The organism is Micromonospora sp. NPDC000089 (assembly GCF_042899365.1).
GTDB lineage: Bacteria > Actinomycetota > Actinomycetes > Mycobacteriales > Micromonosporaceae > Micromonospora.
Map to the genome: position 1 here is coordinate 351,833 of NZ_JBIAZT010000002.1, position 17,913 is coordinate 369,745.

At 73.1% G+C, this 17,913-nt stretch carries 21 protein-coding genes; 12 read left to right on the top strand and 9 right to left on the bottom strand.

Annotated features, from left to right (window positions below):
- Positions 1-57: 57 nt before the first annotated feature.
- The 4 genes from ACFY3U_RS05050 (at position 58) to ACFY3U_RS05065 (ending at position 3,496) form a co-directional block, all read left to right on the top strand.
- The gene (locus ACFY3U_RS05050) at positions 58-1,218 is read left to right on the top strand and encodes a glycerate kinase (protein ID WP_387195060.1); all 1,161 of its coding nucleotides are present in this window, start codon (positions 58-60) and stop codon (positions 1,216-1,218) included.
- A gap of 193 nt (positions 1,219-1,411) precedes the next feature.
- Entirely contained in the window at positions 1,412-1,780 is a 369-nt protein-coding gene (gene erpA / locus ACFY3U_RS05055) for an iron-sulfur cluster insertion protein ErpA (protein WP_387195063.1), read from the top strand.
- 184 nt (positions 1,781-1,964) lie between these two features.
- The gene (locus ACFY3U_RS05060) at positions 1,965-2,942 is read left to right on the top strand and encodes a carbohydrate kinase family protein (protein WP_387195066.1); all 978 of its coding nucleotides are present in this window, start codon (positions 1,965-1,967) and stop codon (positions 2,940-2,942) included.
- Positions 2,939-3,496 carry an AAA family ATPase gene (locus tag ACFY3U_RS05065; protein ID WP_387195069.1) on the top strand — a complete coding sequence of 186 codons (558 nt, stop codon included), beginning with the start codon at positions 2,939-2,941 and terminating at the stop codon, positions 3,494-3,496. The genes ACFY3U_RS05060 and ACFY3U_RS05065 overlap by 4 nt, the downstream gene beginning before the upstream one ends.
- A 26-nt stretch (positions 3,497-3,522) precedes the next feature.
- Here ACFY3U_RS05065 and ACFY3U_RS05070 read toward each other — a convergent pair whose 3' ends face one another.
- Both ACFY3U_RS05070 and ACFY3U_RS05075 read right to left on the bottom strand, forming a co-directional pair.
- On the bottom strand, positions 3,523-3,753 hold the full coding sequence (locus ACFY3U_RS05070; RefSeq protein ID WP_387195072.1) for a sulfurtransferase TusA family protein: 231 nt from the start codon (positions 3,751-3,753) through the stop codon (positions 3,523-3,525).
- A gap of 55 nt (positions 3,754-3,808) precedes the next feature.
- Complete coding sequence (locus tag ACFY3U_RS05075; protein ID WP_387195075.1) at positions 3,809-4,960, bottom strand: cysteine desulfurase family protein; 1,152 nt, start codon at positions 4,958-4,960, stop codon at positions 3,809-3,811.
- 168 nt (positions 4,961-5,128) lie between these two features.
- Here ACFY3U_RS05075 and coxB point away from each other — a divergent pair, with 168 nt between their 5' ends.
- From coxB to ACFY3U_RS05090, 3 genes are all read left to right on the top strand, one after another.
- Positions 5,129-6,100 (top strand): cytochrome c oxidase subunit II, encoded by a 972-nt coding sequence (gene coxB, locus ACFY3U_RS05080; RefSeq protein ID WP_387195077.1) that lies wholly within the window; start codon positions 5,129-5,131, stop codon positions 6,098-6,100.
- A 10-nt stretch (positions 6,101-6,110) separates the two neighbouring features.
- Positions 6,111-6,536: a cytochrome c oxidase subunit 4 gene (locus ACFY3U_RS05085; RefSeq protein WP_387195080.1), complete on the top strand. Its 426-nt coding sequence runs from the start codon at positions 6,111-6,113 to the stop codon at positions 6,534-6,536.
- A 214-nt stretch (positions 6,537-6,750) separates the two neighbouring features.
- Positions 6,751-7,632 (top strand): aminoglycoside phosphotransferase family protein, encoded by an 882-nt coding sequence (locus tag ACFY3U_RS05090; RefSeq protein WP_387195083.1) that lies wholly within the window; start codon positions 6,751-6,753, stop codon positions 7,630-7,632.
- 148 nt (positions 7,633-7,780) lie between these two features.
- Here ACFY3U_RS05090 and ACFY3U_RS05095 read toward each other — a convergent pair whose 3' ends face one another.
- The 4 genes from ACFY3U_RS05095 to ACFY3U_RS05110 all read right to left on the bottom strand — a co-directional run bounded on the left by ACFY3U_RS05095 (position 7,781) and on the right by ACFY3U_RS05110 (position 10,802).
- Complete coding sequence (locus tag ACFY3U_RS05095) at positions 7,781-7,990, bottom strand: hypothetical protein (protein ID WP_387195086.1); 210 nt, start codon at positions 7,988-7,990, stop codon at positions 7,781-7,783.
- Positions 7,991-8,171: 181 nt separating this feature from the next.
- Positions 8,172-9,221: an anthranilate phosphoribosyltransferase gene (gene trpD, locus ACFY3U_RS05100; protein WP_387195089.1), complete on the bottom strand. Its 1,050-nt coding sequence runs from the start codon at positions 9,219-9,221 to the stop codon at positions 8,172-8,174.
- An 89-nt stretch (positions 9,222-9,310) separates the two neighbouring features.
- Positions 9,311-9,712, bottom strand: coding sequence for a hypothetical protein (locus ACFY3U_RS05105; RefSeq protein ID WP_387195092.1), 402 nt, complete (start codon positions 9,710-9,712; stop codon positions 9,311-9,313).
- A gap of 106 nt (positions 9,713-9,818) precedes the next feature.
- Entirely contained in the window at positions 9,819-10,802 is a 984-nt protein-coding gene (locus tag ACFY3U_RS05110) for a cytochrome c oxidase assembly protein (protein WP_387195095.1), read from the bottom strand.
- A gap of 119 nt (positions 10,803-10,921) precedes the next feature.
- Between ACFY3U_RS05110 and ACFY3U_RS05115 the strand changes: the two genes are divergently transcribed.
- From ACFY3U_RS05115 to ACFY3U_RS05135, 5 genes are all read left to right on the top strand, one after another.
- Entirely contained in the window at positions 10,922-11,521 is a 600-nt protein-coding gene (locus tag ACFY3U_RS05115) for a heme-copper oxidase subunit III (protein ID WP_387195098.1), read from the top strand.
- A gap of 72 nt (positions 11,522-11,593) precedes the next feature.
- Positions 11,594-12,427: a cytochrome c gene (locus ACFY3U_RS05120; RefSeq protein ID WP_387195101.1), complete on the top strand. Its 834-nt coding sequence runs from the start codon at positions 11,594-11,596 to the stop codon at positions 12,425-12,427.
- A gap of 67 nt (positions 12,428-12,494) precedes the next feature.
- Entirely contained in the window at positions 12,495-13,583 is a 1,089-nt protein-coding gene (locus tag ACFY3U_RS05125; RefSeq protein ID WP_387195104.1) for a ubiquinol-cytochrome c reductase iron-sulfur subunit, read from the top strand.
- On the top strand, positions 13,580-15,211 hold the full coding sequence (locus ACFY3U_RS05130; RefSeq protein ID WP_387195107.1) for a cytochrome b N-terminal domain-containing protein: 1,632 nt from the start codon (positions 13,580-13,582) through the stop codon (positions 15,209-15,211). The genes ACFY3U_RS05125 and ACFY3U_RS05130 overlap by 4 nt, the downstream gene beginning before the upstream one ends.
- Before the next feature lie 173 nt (positions 15,212-15,384).
- The gene (locus ACFY3U_RS05135) at positions 15,385-16,077 is read left to right on the top strand and encodes a DUF4142 domain-containing protein (RefSeq protein WP_387195110.1); all 693 of its coding nucleotides are present in this window, start codon (positions 15,385-15,387) and stop codon (positions 16,075-16,077) included.
- A gap of 91 nt (positions 16,078-16,168) precedes the next feature.
- Here ACFY3U_RS05135 and ACFY3U_RS05140 read toward each other — a convergent pair whose 3' ends face one another.
- The 3 genes from ACFY3U_RS05140 to ACFY3U_RS05150 are packed head-to-tail and all read right to left on the bottom strand — an operon-like array spanning position 16,169 to position 17,911.
- Positions 16,169-16,453 carry an Lrp/AsnC family transcriptional regulator gene (locus ACFY3U_RS05140; RefSeq protein WP_387195113.1) on the bottom strand — a complete coding sequence of 95 codons (285 nt, stop codon included), beginning with the start codon at positions 16,451-16,453 and terminating at the stop codon, positions 16,169-16,171.
- A gap of 31 nt (positions 16,454-16,484) precedes the next feature.
- Positions 16,485-17,375 carry an NDP-sugar synthase gene (locus tag ACFY3U_RS05145; RefSeq protein ID WP_387195116.1) on the bottom strand — a complete coding sequence of 297 codons (891 nt, stop codon included), beginning with the start codon at positions 17,373-17,375 and terminating at the stop codon, positions 16,485-16,487.
- A complete protein-coding gene (locus ACFY3U_RS05150; protein ID WP_387195118.1) occupies positions 17,372-17,911 on the bottom strand; it encodes an NUDIX hydrolase in 540 nt (179 codons plus the stop codon). Before ACFY3U_RS05150 ends, ACFY3U_RS05145 begins: the two co-directional genes overlap by 4 nt.
- Positions 17,912-17,913 lie beyond the last annotated feature (2 nt).

Genomic DNA, 17,913 nt, shown 5'->3' on the forward strand with positions numbered 1-17,913 from the left:
ACAGCGGGCGGGGCGTACCGGCCGTGCCGGTGTGGGCTGCCGCACTGCCCCGCGCCGATGTGGCCTGCCACACTTCCCGGCATGCGCGTACTGCTCTGCCCGGACAAGTTCGCCGGCACCCTCGGGGCGCCGGAGGTGGCCGCGGCGGTCGCCGCCGGCTGGCGGGAGGTCGCCGTCGCGGACGACCTGCTCGTCCGGCCGCTCTCCGACGGCGGGCCGGGCTTCGTCACGGTGCTCGCCGACGCGCTCGGCGGGCGGCGGATCCCGGTGCCCACCACCGACCCGCTGGGCCGCCCGGCGGCCGGTGAGATCCTGCTCACCGCCGACGGGACGGCCTACCTGGAGAGCGCCCAGGCGTGCGGGCTGCACCTGCTCACCGTCGCCGAGCGGGACCCGAAGGCAACCACCTCGTACGGGCTGGGCGTGCTGGTCGGCGCGGCGGTGGAGCACGGCGCGCGGACCGTGGTGATCGGGCTGGGCGGTTCGGCCACCAACGACGGGGGCGCCGGGATGCTCACCGCGCTCGGCGTCACCGGACTGGACGAGGCCGGCCGGGCCCTGCCGTACGGCGGCGCGGCGCTGGCCGCCGTGGCGTCGCTCGACGGCGCCCCCCGGCTGCGCGGCGCCACCCTGGTCGCCGCCACCGACGTGGACAACCCGCTGCTCGGCCTGCACGGCGCCAGCAACGTGTACGGCCCGCAGAAGGGCGCCGACCGGGCCGACGTGCTGCTGCTGGACGCCGCGCTGGAGCGCTGGGCGGGGGTGCTGGAGCGCGACCTGCCCGGCTGCCCCCCGGGGCTCGGCGCGCTGCCCGGCGGCGGGGCGGCCGGCGGGCTGGGCGCGGCGATCCTCGCCCTCGGCGGCCGCTGCGAGCCCGGCATCGACCTGGTCACCCGGGCGATCGGGTTGGACGCCGCGCTGGACGCCACCGACCTGGTGATCACCGGCGAGGGGTCGTTCGACCACCAGTCGCTGCGCGGCAAGGTGGTCGCCGGGGTGGCCGGCGCCGCCCGGGACCGCGGGGTGCCGTGCGTGGTGCTGGCGGGACGGGTGAGCACCGGGCGCCGGGAGGCCGCGGCGGCCGGCGTGACCGAGGCGTACAGCCTGGTGGCGCACTTCGGCGGGGAGGAGCGCGGCGGGCTCGAGGCGGCCCTGGCCCGCCCCGCCGAGGGCCTGCGCGCGCTCGGCGCCCGGCTGGCCCGGCAGTGGAGCCGCTGACCGGCCCGGCAGTGGAGTCGCTGACCGGCCGGCCGTGCGTGCCGGCCGCCGCCGGGGCCGCCGGGGATCACGCCACCCGGGTGACCTCGGCCGGGGCGGCGTACGATCGGATCTGGACCACACCGGGAATCACTGGGCGACGAGCGATGTTGGCCAGTGCGTCCGGACCCATACCGCGCAGGGAGATTTCCACGTGACCACGCCAGCGCAGACCGAGTCGACCGAGGCCCAGGCCCCTACTTCCGTCGTCCTCACCGACGTCGCGGCGCAGAAGGTCAAGGCCCTGATCGAGCAGGAGGGCCGCGACGACCTGCGGCTCCGGGTCGCGGTGCAGCCGGGCGGCTGCTCCGGCCTGCGGTACCAGCTGTTCTTCGACGAGCGTTCGCTCGACGGTGACGTCGTCACCGACTTCGGCGGCGTCGAGGTCGTCGTCGACCGGATGAGCGCGCCGTACCTGTCCGGGGCGACGATCGACTTCGCCGACCGGATCGACGCCCAGGGCTTCACCATCGACAACCCGAACGCGGGCAGCTCCTGCGCCTGCGGTGACTCGTTCAGCTGAGTCGAGCACTCCCGTACGACGGGGTCGTCCCTCCCGGGGCGACCCCGTCGGCGTGTCCGGCCCCGGCCCGCGGCGGTGACCACGGGGCGACGACGGAGTGAGCGGAAGATGGTCGCCGCGGGGCCGGAAGGCCGCGCCGCCCGGTAGGCTGACCGGCGCCGTGCTCCCGACCCCGAGGGTTGACATGAAGATCGCCGTGACCGGCTCGATCGCGACCGACCACCTGATGAGCTTCCCCGGTCGCTTCGCCGACCAGCTCATCGCCGACCAGCTGGACAAGGTCTCGCTGTCCTTCCTGGTGGACGAGCTGGTGCTGCGCCGTGGCGGCACCGCCGCGAACATCGCCTTCGGCATGGCCCAGCTGGGCCTGCGGCCGGTCCTGCTCGGCGCCGTCGGCGCGGACTTCGCCGACTACCGGTCCTGGTTGGAGCGGCACGGGGTGGACTGCGACTCCGTGCACGTCAGCGAGGTCGCGCACACCGCCCGCTTCGTCTGCACCACCGACACCGACATGTGCCAGATCGCCTCCTTCTACGCCGGCGCGATGAGCGAGGCCCGCAACATCGAGCTGGCCCCCGTGGCCCAGCGGCTCGGCGGCCTCGACCTGGTGCTGGTCAGCGCCAACGACCCGGCGGCGATGATCCGGCACTCCGCCGAGTGCCGGGAGCGCGGTTACGCCTTCGTCGCCGACCCGTCCCAGCAGCTCGCCCGGATGGACGGCGCGGACGTGCTCGGCCTGATCGACGGCGCCGACTACCTGATGACCAACGAGTACGAGCGGTCGCTGCTGCAGACCAAGGCCGGCCTCTCCGACGAGTCTCTGCTGGACCGGGTCAAGATCCGGGTCACCACGCTGGGCAAGCGCGGGGTGGAGATCGTCGGTCGGGAGATCGGCACCATTCACGTGCCGATCGCCCGGGAGATCCAGGCGGCCGACCCGACCGGCGTGGGCGACGGCTTCCGGGCCGGCTTCTTCGCCGCGCTCGACTGGGGCGTCGGGCTGGAGCGGGCCGCCCAGGTCGGCTGCCTGCTGGCCACCCTGGTGCTGGAGAACTTCGGCGGCCAGGAGTACGAGGTGCGGCCCGACCTGTTCGTCAAGCGGCTCGCCGAGTCGTACGGCGACGAGGCCGCCGCCGACGTGCGGCCGCACCTGCTGCCGTGACCACGGTGCCGGGCGGCCTGGATCCGGGCGCCGCGCGGCCCGGCGCGACCGGGCCGCTGCTGGTCGCCTTCGCCGGGCTGCCCGGGGTGGGCAAGAGCATGCTGGCGATCCGGGTCGGCTCGGCGCTGGACGCCCCGGTGCTGCCGGTCGACCCGGTGGAGCAGGCGCTGGCCCGGTACGGCCTGGTCGGCGACGTGCCGGGAATGGCGGCGTACGCGGCGGTGGCCGGGCTCGCCGAGGTGCAGCTCGGCCTCGGCCTGAGCGTGGTGGTCGACGCGGTCAACCCGGTGGCCAGCGCCCGCGGCCTCTGGCACGACCTGGCCGAGCGGGTCGGCGTGCCGCTGCGCGTGGTGGAGGTGCACTGCGGCGACGTGGCGGAGCACCGCCGCCGGGTCGAGGCGCGGCTGCCGGCCCCGCCGGGGCAGCCGCTGCCCACCTGGGAGCAGACTCTCGCCCGCCGGGCCGCGTTCGAGCCGATCATCGGCCCCCGGCTGGTGGTGGACACCGCGATCGACGTCGACCCGCTGCCGGCCATCCTCGCCTACCTGGCCTGACCCGCTCCCGGCCCGCCGGGCGCGGTTCAGCGGGCCCGGCGGACGTCGTAGGCGGGGCCCTGGTCCGGGTGCGCGGCGAGGAAGTCGTGCCCGCGCATCCGGCAGAAGGCCGGGATGTCCACCGCCGCCGCCGGGTCGTCGGCGAGCACCCGCACCACCGCGCCGACCGGCAGCTCGGGCAGCCGGCGGGCGAGGTTGATCACCGGCAGCGGGCAGCGCTGCCCCCGGCAGTCCAGCACCAGACCCGGCTCGCTCACAGGCCCACCTTCGTTCGCGACTGCGGGGCTCGCAAACCCGGCTCACTCCTCGCGCTCACAGCCCTACCACCCCGGCGTCGGCGCGCAGGTCGGCGACGATCCCGGGCAGCTCGGCGAGGAACCGGTCCACGTCCGCCTCGCCGGTCTCCCGGTGCAGCGACACCCGGACGTTGCCGTGCGACAGCACCCCCATCGCCTCCAGCACGTGCGACGGGCGCAGCGTCGAGGAGGTGCAGGACGAGCCGGAGGAGACCGCGAAGCCGCGCCGGTCCAGCGCGTGCAGCAGCGCCTCGCCGTCGACGTACAGGCAGGAGAAGGTCACCAGGTGGGGGAGCCGGTCGACCGGGTCGCCGACCACCTCCACGTCCGGCACCTCGGCCGCCACCCGGGCCCGGATCCGGTCCACCAGCGGCGCCAGCCGCACCGCCTCGGCCGCCGCGTCGGCCGCCGCCGCGCGCAGGCTCGCCGCCGCCGCCACCGCCGCCGGCAGGTTCACCACCCCGGGGGTACGCCCGAACTCCCGCTCGTCCGCCGGCCAGGGCGACTCCCAGCGGGTGCCCTTGCGGACCACCAGCAGCCCCACCCCGGGTGGGCCGCCCCACTTGTGCGCGCTGGCGGTCAGCACCGACCAGCCGGTCGGCAGCGGCACCCGGCCGGCCAGCTGTGCCGCGTCGACGTACAGCGGCACCCCCGACTCCGCGGCCAGCTCCGCCGCGGCCGGCACCGGCTGCACCGTGCCCACCTCGTGGCTGGCCCCGATCAACGCGGCCAGCGCCACCCCCGGGGCGGCCACCGCGGCCGCCCAGGCGTCCAGGTCCAACCGCCCGGCCCGGTCCACCGGTACGGACACCGCGTCGCCGCCGCCCGCCACGTGCCGCTCCGCGGCGTGCAGCACCGCGGAGTGCTCGATCGCGGAGTGGACCAGGGTGCGGCCGACCCGACGCCGCCCGGCCAGCCCGCCGAGCACGGCGGCGTGGGCCGCGGTCGTACCGCTTGGGGTGAAGGAGAGCTCGTCGGCGCGGACGCCGAGGGTGCCGGCGGCGGCCTCCCGGGCGGCGTCGAGCAGTTGGCGGGCCCGGCGGGCCTGGGTGTAGAGCCGAGCGGGATCCGCCCAGCCGTCGTCGAGGGCAGCCAGCAGGGCCTGCCGGGCGACCGGGTGCAGCGGCGCGGCGGTGGCCGCGTCCAGGTAGACCGGGGGAGCGCTCATGGCTTCCGACGCTAGCGCGGCGGTACGCCCAAGATCTCCCCGATGGGGGCGGACAGTGACCCCAAGACGGTCCAGCCCGTCATGGTCGAGTAATCTGCGACCGTCGGTGACGCCTTTGCCGTCGGTGTCAAGGGAAACCGCCGCGGCGCGCTAGGGAGGCAGGACCAGGTGGTCGCAAGGAGTTCGGAGGTACGGCCGTCGGCCGTACGGCACAGCGCTTCCCCAGGGGTCGGTGGACGCCGACGGCGTGGTGCTGGTCGGCTCGCCGGGCTCGGCCTTGGCGGAGCCGCGCTGCTGGTTCTGCTCACCGGGTGCGACGTCGGCAGGTCGGTCGACGGTTTCGGCTGGCCGCAGGGCGGCATCACCCCCGAGGCGCACCGGATGTACGACCTGTGGATCGCGTCCTGCATCGCGGCGCTCGCGGTCGGCGTGTTCGTCTGGGGCCTGATCTTCTGGTGCGTGGTGCGCTACCGGAAGCGGGGCAACGAGCTGCCGGTGCAGACCCGCTACAACATGCCGATGGAGTTCCTCTACACCATCGCGCCGATCCTGATCGTCTCGGTGCTCTTCTACTACACGGCGATCGTGCAGACCGACGTGGTGCGGCAGACGAAGAACCCCGACGTGACCGTCGAGGTCGTCGCCTTCAAGTGGAACTGGCAGTTCAACTACCGCGACGGCCAGGGCCCCGGGGCCAACACGGTGGCGTCGACGCTGGGCACCAGCGAGGTCATCCCGGTGCTGGTGCTGCCGACCGACCGGTCGATCCGGTTCGAGGAGACCAGCCGGGACGTCATCCACTCGTTCTGGGTGCCGGAGCTGCTGTTCAAGCGGGACGTCTTCCCCGGCAAGATCCGTAACGCGTTCGAGGTGTCGAAGCTCGAGACCGAGGGCGCCTACGTCGGGCGCTGCGCGGAGCTCTGCGGCAGCTACCACGCGTTCATGAACTTCGAGCTGCGGGTCGTTTCCCCGGAGAAGTACGACCAGTTCCTGGCGGCGAAGAAGAGCGGCAAGTCGACGCAGGACGCGCTCACCGCGATCGGTGAGGCGCCGTACGCGCAGACCACCCAGCCGTTCGACACCCGGCGCACCAAGGACAACTTCAACCCCGACAGCACGTCGGCCCGCTCGGGTAGCTGAGGAGTCTGGCATGAAGACCGAGTGGCGCATCTTCCTGATCATCGCGGGCTTCCTGTTCGGCGCGACGATCCTGTACGGCGCGTGGACGCACGGTGAGTCCGGGAACATCGAGTGGGTCGGCACGGTGGCGCTGCTGCTGTCGTTCCTGCTCTGCTCGATGTGCGGTGGCTTCTTCTGGTTCGTCTCCCGCCGCATCGACCTGCGCCCGGAGGACCGGGCGGACGGCGAGATCGCGGACGGCGCGGGCGAGATCGGCTTCTTCAGCCCGGGCAGCTACTGGCCCTTCGGGCTGGCGCTGGCCGCCGCCACGGCCGGCCTGGGCCTGGTGTTCTGGCAGTTCTGGCTGCTCGGCCTCGGCTTGGTGGCGGTCATCTTCGCCGCCTGCGGGCTGCTGTTCGAGTACTACACCGGCACCCGGCGCACCGCCGAGCACTGATCTGACGGCACTTGCGAGGCCCGCGCCCCCGCTCCGGGGACGCGGGCCTCGCCGTTCTCCCGCCCGAACCGCCGCCCCCGACGTTCCCGGCCGAGCGGGACGGCGGGTGCAGCCGTGGACGCGGTGGGCCGCTCACGGCCGGTCGGTCCGGGGAGGATCGGCACGGTCACGGGCGGCTGTGGGGACCGCGGGCGGCGGCCGTAGGGTTCCCGGTGTGGCCGTTCACCGAATGCCCGCCGCGGAGGTTCCCGTCTCCGTCGAGCTGGTCCGCCGGCTGCTCGATCAGCAGCATCCGGACCTGGCGGGACTGCCGGTCGAGGTCCTGGCCAACGGCTGGGACAACCTGGTCTGTCGGCTCGGAACGGAGCTCCTGGTCCGGTTGCCGCGGCGAGCGATGGGCGCCGAGCTCGTCGCGCACGAGCAGCGGTGGTTGCCGGAGTTGGCCGGCCGCCTGCCGTTGCCGGTGCCGACGCCGGTGCGGACCGGGCGGCCGGCGACCGGGTACCCGTGGCCGTGGAGTGTCGTGCCGTTCCTCCCGGGCCGGGTCGCGGCGCGGTCGGAGCCCGACGACCTGTGGTCGGCCGCGGCGACGCTCGGCGGTTTCCTGGCCGCGCTGCACGCCCCGGCTCCTTCGGAGGCACCTGTCAACCTGGTTCGCGGGATTCCACTGGTCGGGCGTGCCGAGGGGGTCCTGACCGGGCTGGCGCACGTCGATCCGGCCGACCGTGCCGCCGCTCTGCGGATCTGGGCGGCGGCGATCGCCGCGCCCGCCTGGGACGGCCCGCCGCTGTGGCTGCACGGGGACCTGCACCCGGCCAACATCCTGGTCGACCGCGGTCGGATCAGCGCGGTGATCGACTTCGGGGATCTCACCTCGGGCGATCCCGCCACCGACCTGTCCGTGGCGTGGCTGCTGTTTCCGGGGGAGCGGCAGCGTGCCGCGCTGCGACGGGCGTACGGCCGCGCGGACGACGCGACCTGGGCGCGGGCGCGTGGGTGGGCGCTCGCGCTGTCCGTGGTCTTCCTGACGCACTCGGCGGACAACCCGCTGATGCGCGGCATCGGCGAGCGCGCCTTCCGTGCGGTGCTGGACTAGCTGACTCGTTCCACCTCGTTGCGGTGCCGACGTGGCGGAGCCGGCGGGTCGTCCACCACCGCCGCGACCATCGCGGTGGATCCGGGGTGACGGCGGGCACCTGGGCGAACGTCTCCGGCCGGCGCGCCGCGGCACGGGTGGGAAGGGGTCAGGCGGCGCGGCGGTGGCTGATGACCGCCCTGCCGCGACGGCGGTCGAGGGTGGGGGCGGGGAACGTGAACGTGGCGATCAGCACGGCGGCGCCGCAGCCGACGCAGGCCAGCTCGGGGCAGCCGGAGCCGTGCCCGTCGGGGCAGGGCGGGGCCTCGAACTGCTGCACGCCCTCGCAGGTGTCGCAGTAGAACTCACGCTCGAACACGCGTGTCTCCTCTCGCCGGGGTGTCGGCGACCGCATCACCGCCACCCGACACGCGGCCGGTCGCGCGGCGGCCGGCCGGACGGAAAACTACTCGCCTGTAGTTTCCCACCCCCCACCGACACTTCCGCCCGGCCACCCACCCACGGCGCGGTGACCAGGCCGAGCGACGGTGCGCCACGCGTCAGGCGGCGGCGCGGGCGGTGTCGATCCAGCGCTCCAGCGCGGTCGCCGCGGCGCCCGAGTCGATCGACTCGGCGGCCCGGGTCATCCCGGCGCGCAGCGCCTCGGTCAGGTCGCCGTCCAGCGGGCCCTGGGTGGCCAGCGCGGCCGCCGCGTTGACCAGGACGGCGTCCCGCACCGGGCCGGTCTCACCGGCCAGCAGCCGGCGGGCCACGTCGGCGTTGTACGCCGCGTCACCGCCGCGTAGGTCGGCCAGGGTGGCCCGGGGTACCCCGAGGTCCACCGCGTCCAGCACGGCCTCCCTGACGGCGCCCCGCTGGGCCACCCAGACCCGGGTCGGCGCGGCGGTGGTGAACTCGTCCAGCCCGTCCTCGCCGCGCATCACGATCGCTGAGTCGCCGCGGCCGGCGAAGACGGCGGCCATCACCGGCGCCATCCGCAGGTCGAAGCAGCCGACCGCGCCGGCCCGGGGGCGGGCCGGGTTGGTCAGCGGGCCGAGGAAGTTGAACGCGGTGGGCACGCCCAGCTCGCGCCGCACCGGGCCGGCGTGCCGGAAGCCGGGGTGGAACCGGGGGGCGAAGCAGAATCCGATGCCGGCCTCGGCCACGCAGCGGGCCACCTGGTCCGGGCCGAGATCCAGCGGCAGGCCGAGGAACTCCAGCAGGTCGGCCGTGCCGCAGAGCGACGAGGCCGCCCGGTTGCCGTGCTTGACCACCCGGACGCCGGCGCCGGCCACCACCAGCGCGGTCATGGTGGAGATGTTGACCGTGTGGGCGAGGTCACCGCCGGTGCCGACCACGTCCAGCGCGGTGTCCCGCAGGTGGTCGGGGAGCCGGACCTCGACCGACCGGCCGAGCATCCCCTCGACCAGGCCGGCGAGCTCGGCCGGCGTCTCACCCTTGGCGCGCAGCGCGACGGCGAAGCCGGCGATCTGCGCCGACCCGGCGGCGCCGGTCATGATCTCGTCCATCGCCCAGGCGGTGTCGGCGGTGGAGAGCTCCTCGCCGCGCAGCAGCGCGTGGAGCAGGTGCGGCCAGGTCCGATCGCCCATGGCGGGCCTCCCGAGCGGAGCGTGGGTGGGGTGGGCGGGATCCGGCGCCCGATCCACCCGGGCGCCGGGGCGCCGCCGAGTGCGACGACTCAGGCGGCGGCGTGCGTACGCAGCAGCTCGGCGACCGTGCTGCCGGTGGTCACCGGGTCGAGCGGGTGCACCAGCACGGCGTCGACCTGCGCGTACGCCGCGAGCCATCGGTCGGCCGAGCGGGCGATCACCACGCAGGTCGGCGGGGCGTCGTCCCGGTCGTCCTTGATCTGGCGGGCGATGCCGATCCCGCCGCCGGGGGAGGCCTCACCGTCGAGCAGCATCAGGTCGATCTCGTAGTCGTCGACCAGCCGGACGCAGGCGGCGTAGTCGTCGGCCTCGACGAACTCGAGCTCCAGACCCGGCGCCGGGCGGGTGCCGACGGCCAACCGCATCCGGTCCCGGACCTGCGGGTCGTCGCTGTAGAGCAGGACGGTGCAAAGACGATCGCGCTCACTCATCAACGGTCTGGCTCCCACCTCGTAGCTGCCCGCCGATCGTACCGGTCGGTGTGGCGTACCCGACATCCCGCCCGGCGGCTGCTGGCGGACCTGCTGTCGGCGCAGCTCAGGCCGGTGCGCCCGGGGCCGGCGTGACGGCCTCGGCGGTGGCGGCGGCCCGCTCGCGGGCCTCCTGCCGGTCCAGCTCCCGGTCCAGCCGGCGGGCCTCCCGCTCGGACTGCTTCACCCACTGCACCACCAGCACCGCGATCATCGTCACGCTGACGAACTCGCCGCCGGCCCACAGGATGCCGCCGGCGACGACCTGGTCGCTGAACGGGTCGGACCAGCTCAGCCGCAGCGACGGGTACCAGTCGCCGCCGAAGAGGGTGGTGCTCTGCATGATGGTGAGACCGAGCACCGTGTGGAACGGCACGGAGAGCATCATCAGCAGCGCCCGGCCGGGGTACGGCCAGCGCCCGGGTAGCGGGTCCAGGCCCAGCAGCGGCCAGAAGAACACGCAGCCGGTCATGATGAAGTGCGCGTGCACCAGCTCGTGCGCCCAGGCGTGTTCCAGGGTGTAGCGGTAGAGGTCGGTGAAGTACAGCGCGAACGGGTTCACCACGAAGATGGTGAAGGCCACCAGCGGGAAGCTGTAGATCCGCGCGATCCGGCTGTGCACGATCGCCAGCAGTCGCTTGCGCGGGCGGACCGGCAGGGTGCGCAGCGCCAGGGTGACCGGCGCGCCCAGGGCCAGGAAGATCGGCGCGACCATGGACAGCACCATGTGCTGCACCATGTGCACCGACAGCAGGGTGGTGTCGTACGCGCCGAGCCCGCTCAGCGTGACCGCGGCGATGCCGCCCAGGCCCGGGCCGAGGAAGCAGACCGTGCGGACCGCCGGCCACCGGTCGCCGCGCAGCCGCAGCCGGTACACCCCGTAGAGGTACAGGCCGGCGGCCACCACCAGGCCCAGGGCGAGCCAGCTGTCCAACTCCAGCTCGGTGAAGACCCGCTCGACGGTGAACGGCGGCAGCGACGCCGCGGCGGCCGCCGGGCCGGCGGGCGCGGTCGCCGAGGTCGCGGCGATGATCGAATCGACGTGCAGCACGCTTTTCAGGGTAGGCCAGGCGAACCGGACCACCCCGGCCGGGCCACCGGAGCACCACGGACGGCGTGGGTTTGCCACCCCGCTGATCGCCGCCGCCGGTCAAGGGCAATAATGACGGCGTGACTGCGGCCCCAGCCATTGACAAGAGCCGGATCCACTCTCTGACGCGACCCAACATGGTCAGCGTCGGGACGATCGTGTGGCTCTCCAGCGAACTCATGTTCTTCGCGGCGCTGTTCGCGATGTACTTCTCCATCCGCGCCGCGGCGCCGGAGCAGTGGGCGGAGCACACCGAGGTCCTCAAGATCCCGTACGCGACCACGTTCACGGTGATCCTGGTGCTCTCCTCGGTGACCTGCCAGCTCGGTGTCTTCGCGGCCGAGAAGGGTGACGTCCACGCCCTGCGGCGCTGGTTCACGATCACCTTCGTGATGGGCCTGATCTTCGTGCTCGGCCAGGCGAACGAGTACCGGAACCTGGTGCACGAGGGCGTGAAGATCAACGGAGACGGGTACGGGTCGATGTTCTACCTGACCACCGGCTTCCACGGTCTGCACGTGACCGGTGGTCTCATCGCCTTCATCATCTTCATGGTCCGCACCACCATGGGCCGGTTCACCCCGGCCCAGGCCACCTCGGCGATCGTCGTGTCGTACTACTGGCACTTCGTCGACGTGGTGTGGATCGCCCTCTACGCCATGATCTACTGGCTTCAGTGATCTTGGCGCGTCACGAACCGCGCCGCTGCTCCGTCCCCTGAGACAAGGTCCAACCGGTTAAGGACACAGGTCATGACTTCTGACAACGACCGCCGACGCGGTCTGCTCGCGCGACTGCGCGGGCGGCCCGTGGCGCGCAGCAGGGGCCGCCGCCGGCTGGGCGCCGCGGTCCGGCTGATCGCCGCGCTCACCCTGGCCGGTGGCGCCTACACGGTCTTCGCCCCCACCGCGCAGGCGCAGGAAAACCCGCCGATCACGGGCGCCGCCGCCGAGGGCAAGGCGCTGTTCGACGTGAGTTGTGTGACCTGCCACGGGCAGAACGCGCAGGGTGTCGAGGGTCGTGGCCCGAGCCTGATCGGCGTCGGCGCCGCCTCGGTGGAGTTCCAGGTCGGCAGCGGCCGCATGCCGATGGCCCGCCAGGAGGCGCAGGCCATGCGCAAGCCCCCGGTCTTCACCGACGAGCAGGTGCGCCAGCTCGGCCAGTACATCCAGGAGCTCGGCGGTGGCCCGCAGGTCCCGCAGGGCAACCTGCGCGAGGGAGCCAACCTGGCCACCGGCGGTGAGCTGTTCCGGATCAACTGCTCGCAGTGCCACGCCTTCGGCGGTGGCGGCGGCGCGCTCTCCTCCGGCAAGTACGCCCCGAGCCTGCACCCGGCCAGCGACCGGCAGATCTACGCCGCGATGCTGAGCGGACCGCAGAACATGCCGGTCTTCGGCGACAACCAGATCACTCCGGAGCAGAAGGCGGACATCATCGCCTACATCCAGGAGACCCTGAAGGCCGACCAGGACCAGGGCGGCTTCAACCTCGGCCGGTACGGCCCCTCCACCGAGGGGCTGGCGATCTTCCTGGTCGGCATCGTCGCGCTGGTCTTCGCCAGCCTCTGGATCGCGGGCAAGTCGTGATCATGCAGAACATCTGTACCATTGCCGTGGTGCCGTTCGCCGGCACCGCCCGTAGCGAGGTGACGGCATGAGCACCCACACCGAGCGCCAGGCCCCCGAGGGCCGGGAAGAGCTCGACGTCCTGGACCCCCGGCTGTCCCGGTTCGACGTCGTCCAGGAGGGCGCGCGTCGGGACGACATCGAGATCGTCCACTACGAGGAGCAGGTCGTCCCGGGCAGCCGCGCCGAGCGCCGGCTGACCCGTACGGTCTCGCTGTTCTTCCTGCTCACCGGCCTGGCCGCGACGGCCTTCCTGGCCATCTACATCTGGTGGCCGTGGCGGTACGAGGCCGGCCGGGGCGGCGACAAGCTGTACACCCCGCTGCTCGGCCTCACCCTGGGCGTCGCCCTGCTCGGCATCGGCTTCGGCATCCTCACCTGGGGCAAGAAGCTGCTGCCCAAGGAGGTCTCGATCCAGGACCGGCACGACCAGCCGGGCACCCCGGAGGATCGTAAGATCACCGGCGAGACCATGCTCTACATGGCCGACGAGCTCGGCGTGCGGCGTCGCCCGCTGCTCGGGGTCTCGCTGGTCGCCGGCCTGCTGCCGGTGGGCGCGGTCGCCGCGGCGCCGCTGGTCGGTGGCCTGATCTCGCAGCCGCACAAGAACAACCAGATGTTCACCACCGGCTTCGCGCCGGCCGAGGGCGGTAAGAAGATCCGGCTGGTCCGCGAGGACGGCCGGCCGATCCGGCCGGCCGACGTCAGCGCCGGCGGCCAGCTCACGGTCTTCCCCGGCATCAAGGACGGCGTGAGCAACAAGCACGCCGACTCGCCGACCCTGCTGATCCACCTGCGGGAGGACGACGCGCAGGAGTCCCGCGAGGCCAACGCGCGGGTCGGCCACGGTGACTACATGTGGGGCAACTACGCGGCGTTCTCCAAGATCTGCACCCACGCCGGCTGCCCCGCCAGCCTCTACGAGCAGCAGACCAACCGGCTGCTCTGCCCCTGCCACCAGTCGCAGTTCCAGATCACCGACAACGCTCGACCGGTCTTCGGTCCGGCCAGCCGGCGGCTCCCGCAGCTGCCGATCGAGGTGGACGAGGAGGGCTTCTTCGTGGCGAAGTCCGACTACACCGAAACCATCGGCCCCGACTTCTGGGAGCGGCCATGAAGCGCCGAAAGTTCGACGTAGCAGCGGTGCCGGCAAAGACCGCCGGGGGAGTGGACGACCGCTTCCAGGTGGCCACGCCCCTGCGCAAGCTGCTCAACAAGGTCTTCCCGGACCACTGGTCCTTCCTGCTCGGTGAGATCGCGCTCTTCTCGTTCGTGATCCTGCTGCTGACCGGTGTGTTCCTGACCTTCTTCTACGAGCCGGCGATGACCGAGGTGGTCTACAACGGCAGCTACGCCCCGCTGCGGGGCACCCCGATGTCGGCCGCGTACGCCTCCAGCCTGGACCTGTCGTTCGACGTCCGGGGTGGTCTGATCATGCGGCAGATGCACCACTGGTCGGCGCTGCTGTTCATGGCCGCGATCGTGGTGCACATGATGCGGGTCTTCTTCACCGGCGCGTTCCGCAAGCCGCGGGAGACGAACTGGATCATCGGCTCGCTGCTGTTCTGGGTCGGCTTCCTGGCCGGCTTCACCGGCTACTCGCTGCCGGACGACGGCCTCTCCGGCACCGGCCTGCGGATCGCCTCCGGCATCATGCTGTCGATCCCGGTGGTCGGTTCCTGGCTGACCTCGTCGATCTTCGGTGGCGAGTTCCCGGGTGAGATCATCATCAGCCGGTTCTTCATCGCCCACGTGCTGCTCATCCCGGGTCTGCTGGTCGCCCTGATCAGCGCCCACCTGGGTCTGGTGTTCAAGCAGAAGCACACCCAGTGGCCCGGCCCCGGCCGGACCAACGAGAACGTGGTCGGCGAGCGGATGTTCCCGCGCTACGCCCTCAAGCAGGGTGGCTTCTTCATGATCGTCTTCGGCGTGGTCGCGCTGATGGGCGGTCTGTTCCAGATCAACCCGATCTGGTACTTCGGCCCGTACGAGGCGTGGGTGGTCTCGGCGGCCAGCCAGCCCGACTGGTACGTCATGTTCCTCGACGGCTCCACCCGCCTCATGCCGGCGTGGCAGATCAACATCCCGATCGGCGACGGGTACGTCATCCCGCCGCTGTTCTGGCCGACGGTCGTGCTGCCCGGCATCCTGGTCGGCCTGTCGACGATGTACCCGTTCGTGGAGGCGCGCCGCCTCAAGGACTACAAGCACCACAACCTGCTGCAGCGGCCCCGGGACGTCCCGGCCCGCACCGCGGTGGGCGCGATGGCGGTCGCCTTCTACGTCGTGCTGACCCTCTCCGGCGGCAACGACGTGATCGCCGACAAGTTCCACATCAGCCTCAACGCGATGACCTGGGCGGGCCGGATCGGCCTGTTGGTGGTCCCGCCGCTGGCGTACTACATCACCTACCGCCTCTGCCTCGGTCTGCAGCAGCACGACCGCGAGGTGCTGGCCCACGGTGTGGAGACCGGCATCATCCGGCGCCTGCCGGACGGCCGCTTCGTCGAGGTGCACCAGCCGCTCTCCGCGGTTGACGGGCACGCCGACGGGCACGGTGAGCTGGAGTACGTCGGCTGGCCGGTGCCGAAGAAGATGAACCGGCTCGGTGCCCTCGGCCCGGCCATCCGGGGCTTCTTCTACCCGATCGAGAAGCCGGCCGAGGCGCCGGTCTCGCCGGGGCACCCGCCGGTCGAGGCTCGACCCGAGCGCGAGGAGATCGGCAGCGGCGAGCGCCGCGGCTGACCACCCGTACCGCCCGACCGTGGCGCCCGCCGGATCCTCTCCGGCGGGCGCCACGTCCGTTTCCCGCCCCGCCGTCCGCCCTTCGGGCCGCCGCCGTCCCCAACGGGTGGAAACGCAGGAATAACCCTCGTCAGCCGGGTATCCGTGCGGTCCAACGAAACGGGGAGGGACACATGTTGGGTATCAAACGCCTGGGACTGCTGGCCACGCTGGTGGTGGTCGGCCTGGCGCCCGCGGCCGCGGCCCAGGCCGCGGCACAGCCGTCGACGCAGGACACCCAGTACCTGCAGGCGGTGCACCAGGTGAACCTGTTCGAGATCACCGCAGGTAACCTGGCGCAGCAGAAGGCACAGAACCAGCAGGTCAAGGACCTGGGGCAGATGTTCGTCACGGACCACACCCAGCTGGACCAGACGGTGCAGAGCACCGCGCAGCAGCTGAACGTGACCCTGCCGAGCCAGCCCACCGCCGACCAGCAGAAGGTCCTCGACAAGCTGGGCACCCTCAAGGGCGCCGAGTTCGACAAGGCGTGGGTGACCGCCCAGCTGGCCGGCCACGTGCAGGCCATCCAGGCCACCCAGACCGAGATCTCGCAGGGTTCCGAGCAGTCCGTGGTCCAGTTGGCCCAGGACGCGCTGCCGGTCCTGCAGGCGCACTACGACGCGCTCGTCGCACTGGCCCAGCAGCTGGGCATCCCGGTCCCGCAGGCCAGCGCCAGCGGCACCCCGGGCCCGGGCGGTAGCGGTACGCCGGGCGGCACCGAGTCCCCGGCGCCGGGCGGCACCACCGAGCAGCCCGCTCCGGGCGGCACCGAGCAGCCCGCTCCGGGCGGCGCCACCCAGACGCCGGCTCCCGGCAACAGCTGACGGCATCGCGCCAGCACCGGCCGGTCCGCCCTCCGGGGCGGGCCGGCCGCCGCGTGCCGGGCCGGTTTTCGGCAGCGGGTCGGCCGGTGGGTCAGTCGGCGTTCAGCCCGATCGCGAAGGCCTCCTCCAGGTCGTGCTGGGAGTACGCCCGGAACGCGATGTGTGACTCCGTGTTGATCACTCCGGGCACCTTGGAGATGCTGCCGGCGATCACCTCGGCGATCTGCTCGAACTCCCGGACCCGGACGATGGCGATCAGGTCGACGTGCCCGGCCACCGAGTAGACCTCGCTGACACCGGACAGGTTGGCCAGGTTCTCCGCCACCTCGGGGATCGAGTCGGTGGCGCAGTCGATCAGGACGATCGCGGTGATCACTGGACGTTTCTCCGTTCGTCGACGTCGTGGCTCATGCTAGGTCCTCGCCCGCCGGCAGGGCGGGATCGGGCCGGCCGGCGGGCACGGTGAGGCCGCCGTCGGCGCGTACCGCGTCGCGCAGCCGCTCGTCGGGCCCGACCGTCGCGCCGGGCCAGACCACCGCCCGCCGCACGTCGCCGCGTACCACCGCGCCCGCGCCGACCACCGCCTGCCGCACCCGGCCGGTCACTGTCGCGCCCGGGTCGACCAGCTCGCCGCCGCCGGCCGCGTGCAGGTTCGCCGCCAGGTAGTCGGCCGGCGTGCCGGTGTCGAAGAACGTGCCGGGGTACGGCACCACGGTCAGCTCACCGGCCGCCTCGGCCGGCCGCCACACCGCGCGGACCAGGTCACCGAAGGTCGCCGGCAGCTCCCGGACCCGGTGCCAGGGCAGCAGCGAGAACCCGGTGAAGGCGTACCCGGCGAAGGTGCCGGGGGCCGCCGGGTCCGCGGCCGGCTGACCGAGCAGCCGTACGCCGTGCCCGTCCCAGCCGGCCAGCAGCGCGGCGATGTCCGGGCCCGGCGGGGCGTCCGGGTCGGCGAGGTACGCGTCGGCGTTGCCGACCAGCACCCCGCGCCCGGCGATCCAGTCCCGCAGGTTGCCCAGCCCGCCGGCGGTGCCGAGCGGGTCCCCGGGCTCGACCGACAGGTGCGCCCGGTGACCGACGTGCGCCACCACCTGCTCGGCGAGGTAACAGGCGTTCACCGCGACCCGACCCGGCCCGGTGAGCCCCAGCCCGGCCAGCCGGGCCAGCGCCCGCTCCAGCAGCGGCACGTTGCCGACCGGGCAGAGCGCCTTGGGCAGGGTCTCGGTGAGCGGGCGCAGCCGGGTGCCCTCGCCGGCGGCGAGCACCACGGCGCAGACCTCCGCCCCGGCGGTGCTCACGCGGGCGGGCGGCCGGCCGGCGGAACCTTCCCGGCCCGCGGCCCGATGCCGTAATGCCCGAGCAGGTTGGCGGTCGCCCGGCTCAGCCGGGGCAGCTCGTCCAGCGGATACCAGCCGGCCTCGAAGACCTCGGCGCCGTCGACCTTCAGCGCGGTGCGGGAGGCGGGCACCTCCGTCTCGAAGACCATGTCCACCCAGCCCTTGTCGTGCACCAGGGCGTTCGGCACGGCGGGGCGCAGCCGGTCGGGGGACAGCCGGATGCCGGACTCCTCGTGCAGCTCGCGGGCCGCGCCGACCACCGGGGTCTCGCCGCGCTGCAGCAGCCCGGCCGGCAGCGTCCAGCTGTGCCCGGGCGGCTGGCGCAGCAGCAGGATCCGGCCCGGACCGGTGGCCTCGGCGTCCCGGACCAGGGTCACCGCCCCGACGATGTACTTGCGCACCGCGAGCCGTACCAGCCGGCGGCGCACGCCCACCGGCAGCCGGTAGAACACCTTGTAGGCGACGGCCCTGCCGGTGGCGCGGGAGCGGGGGATCATGA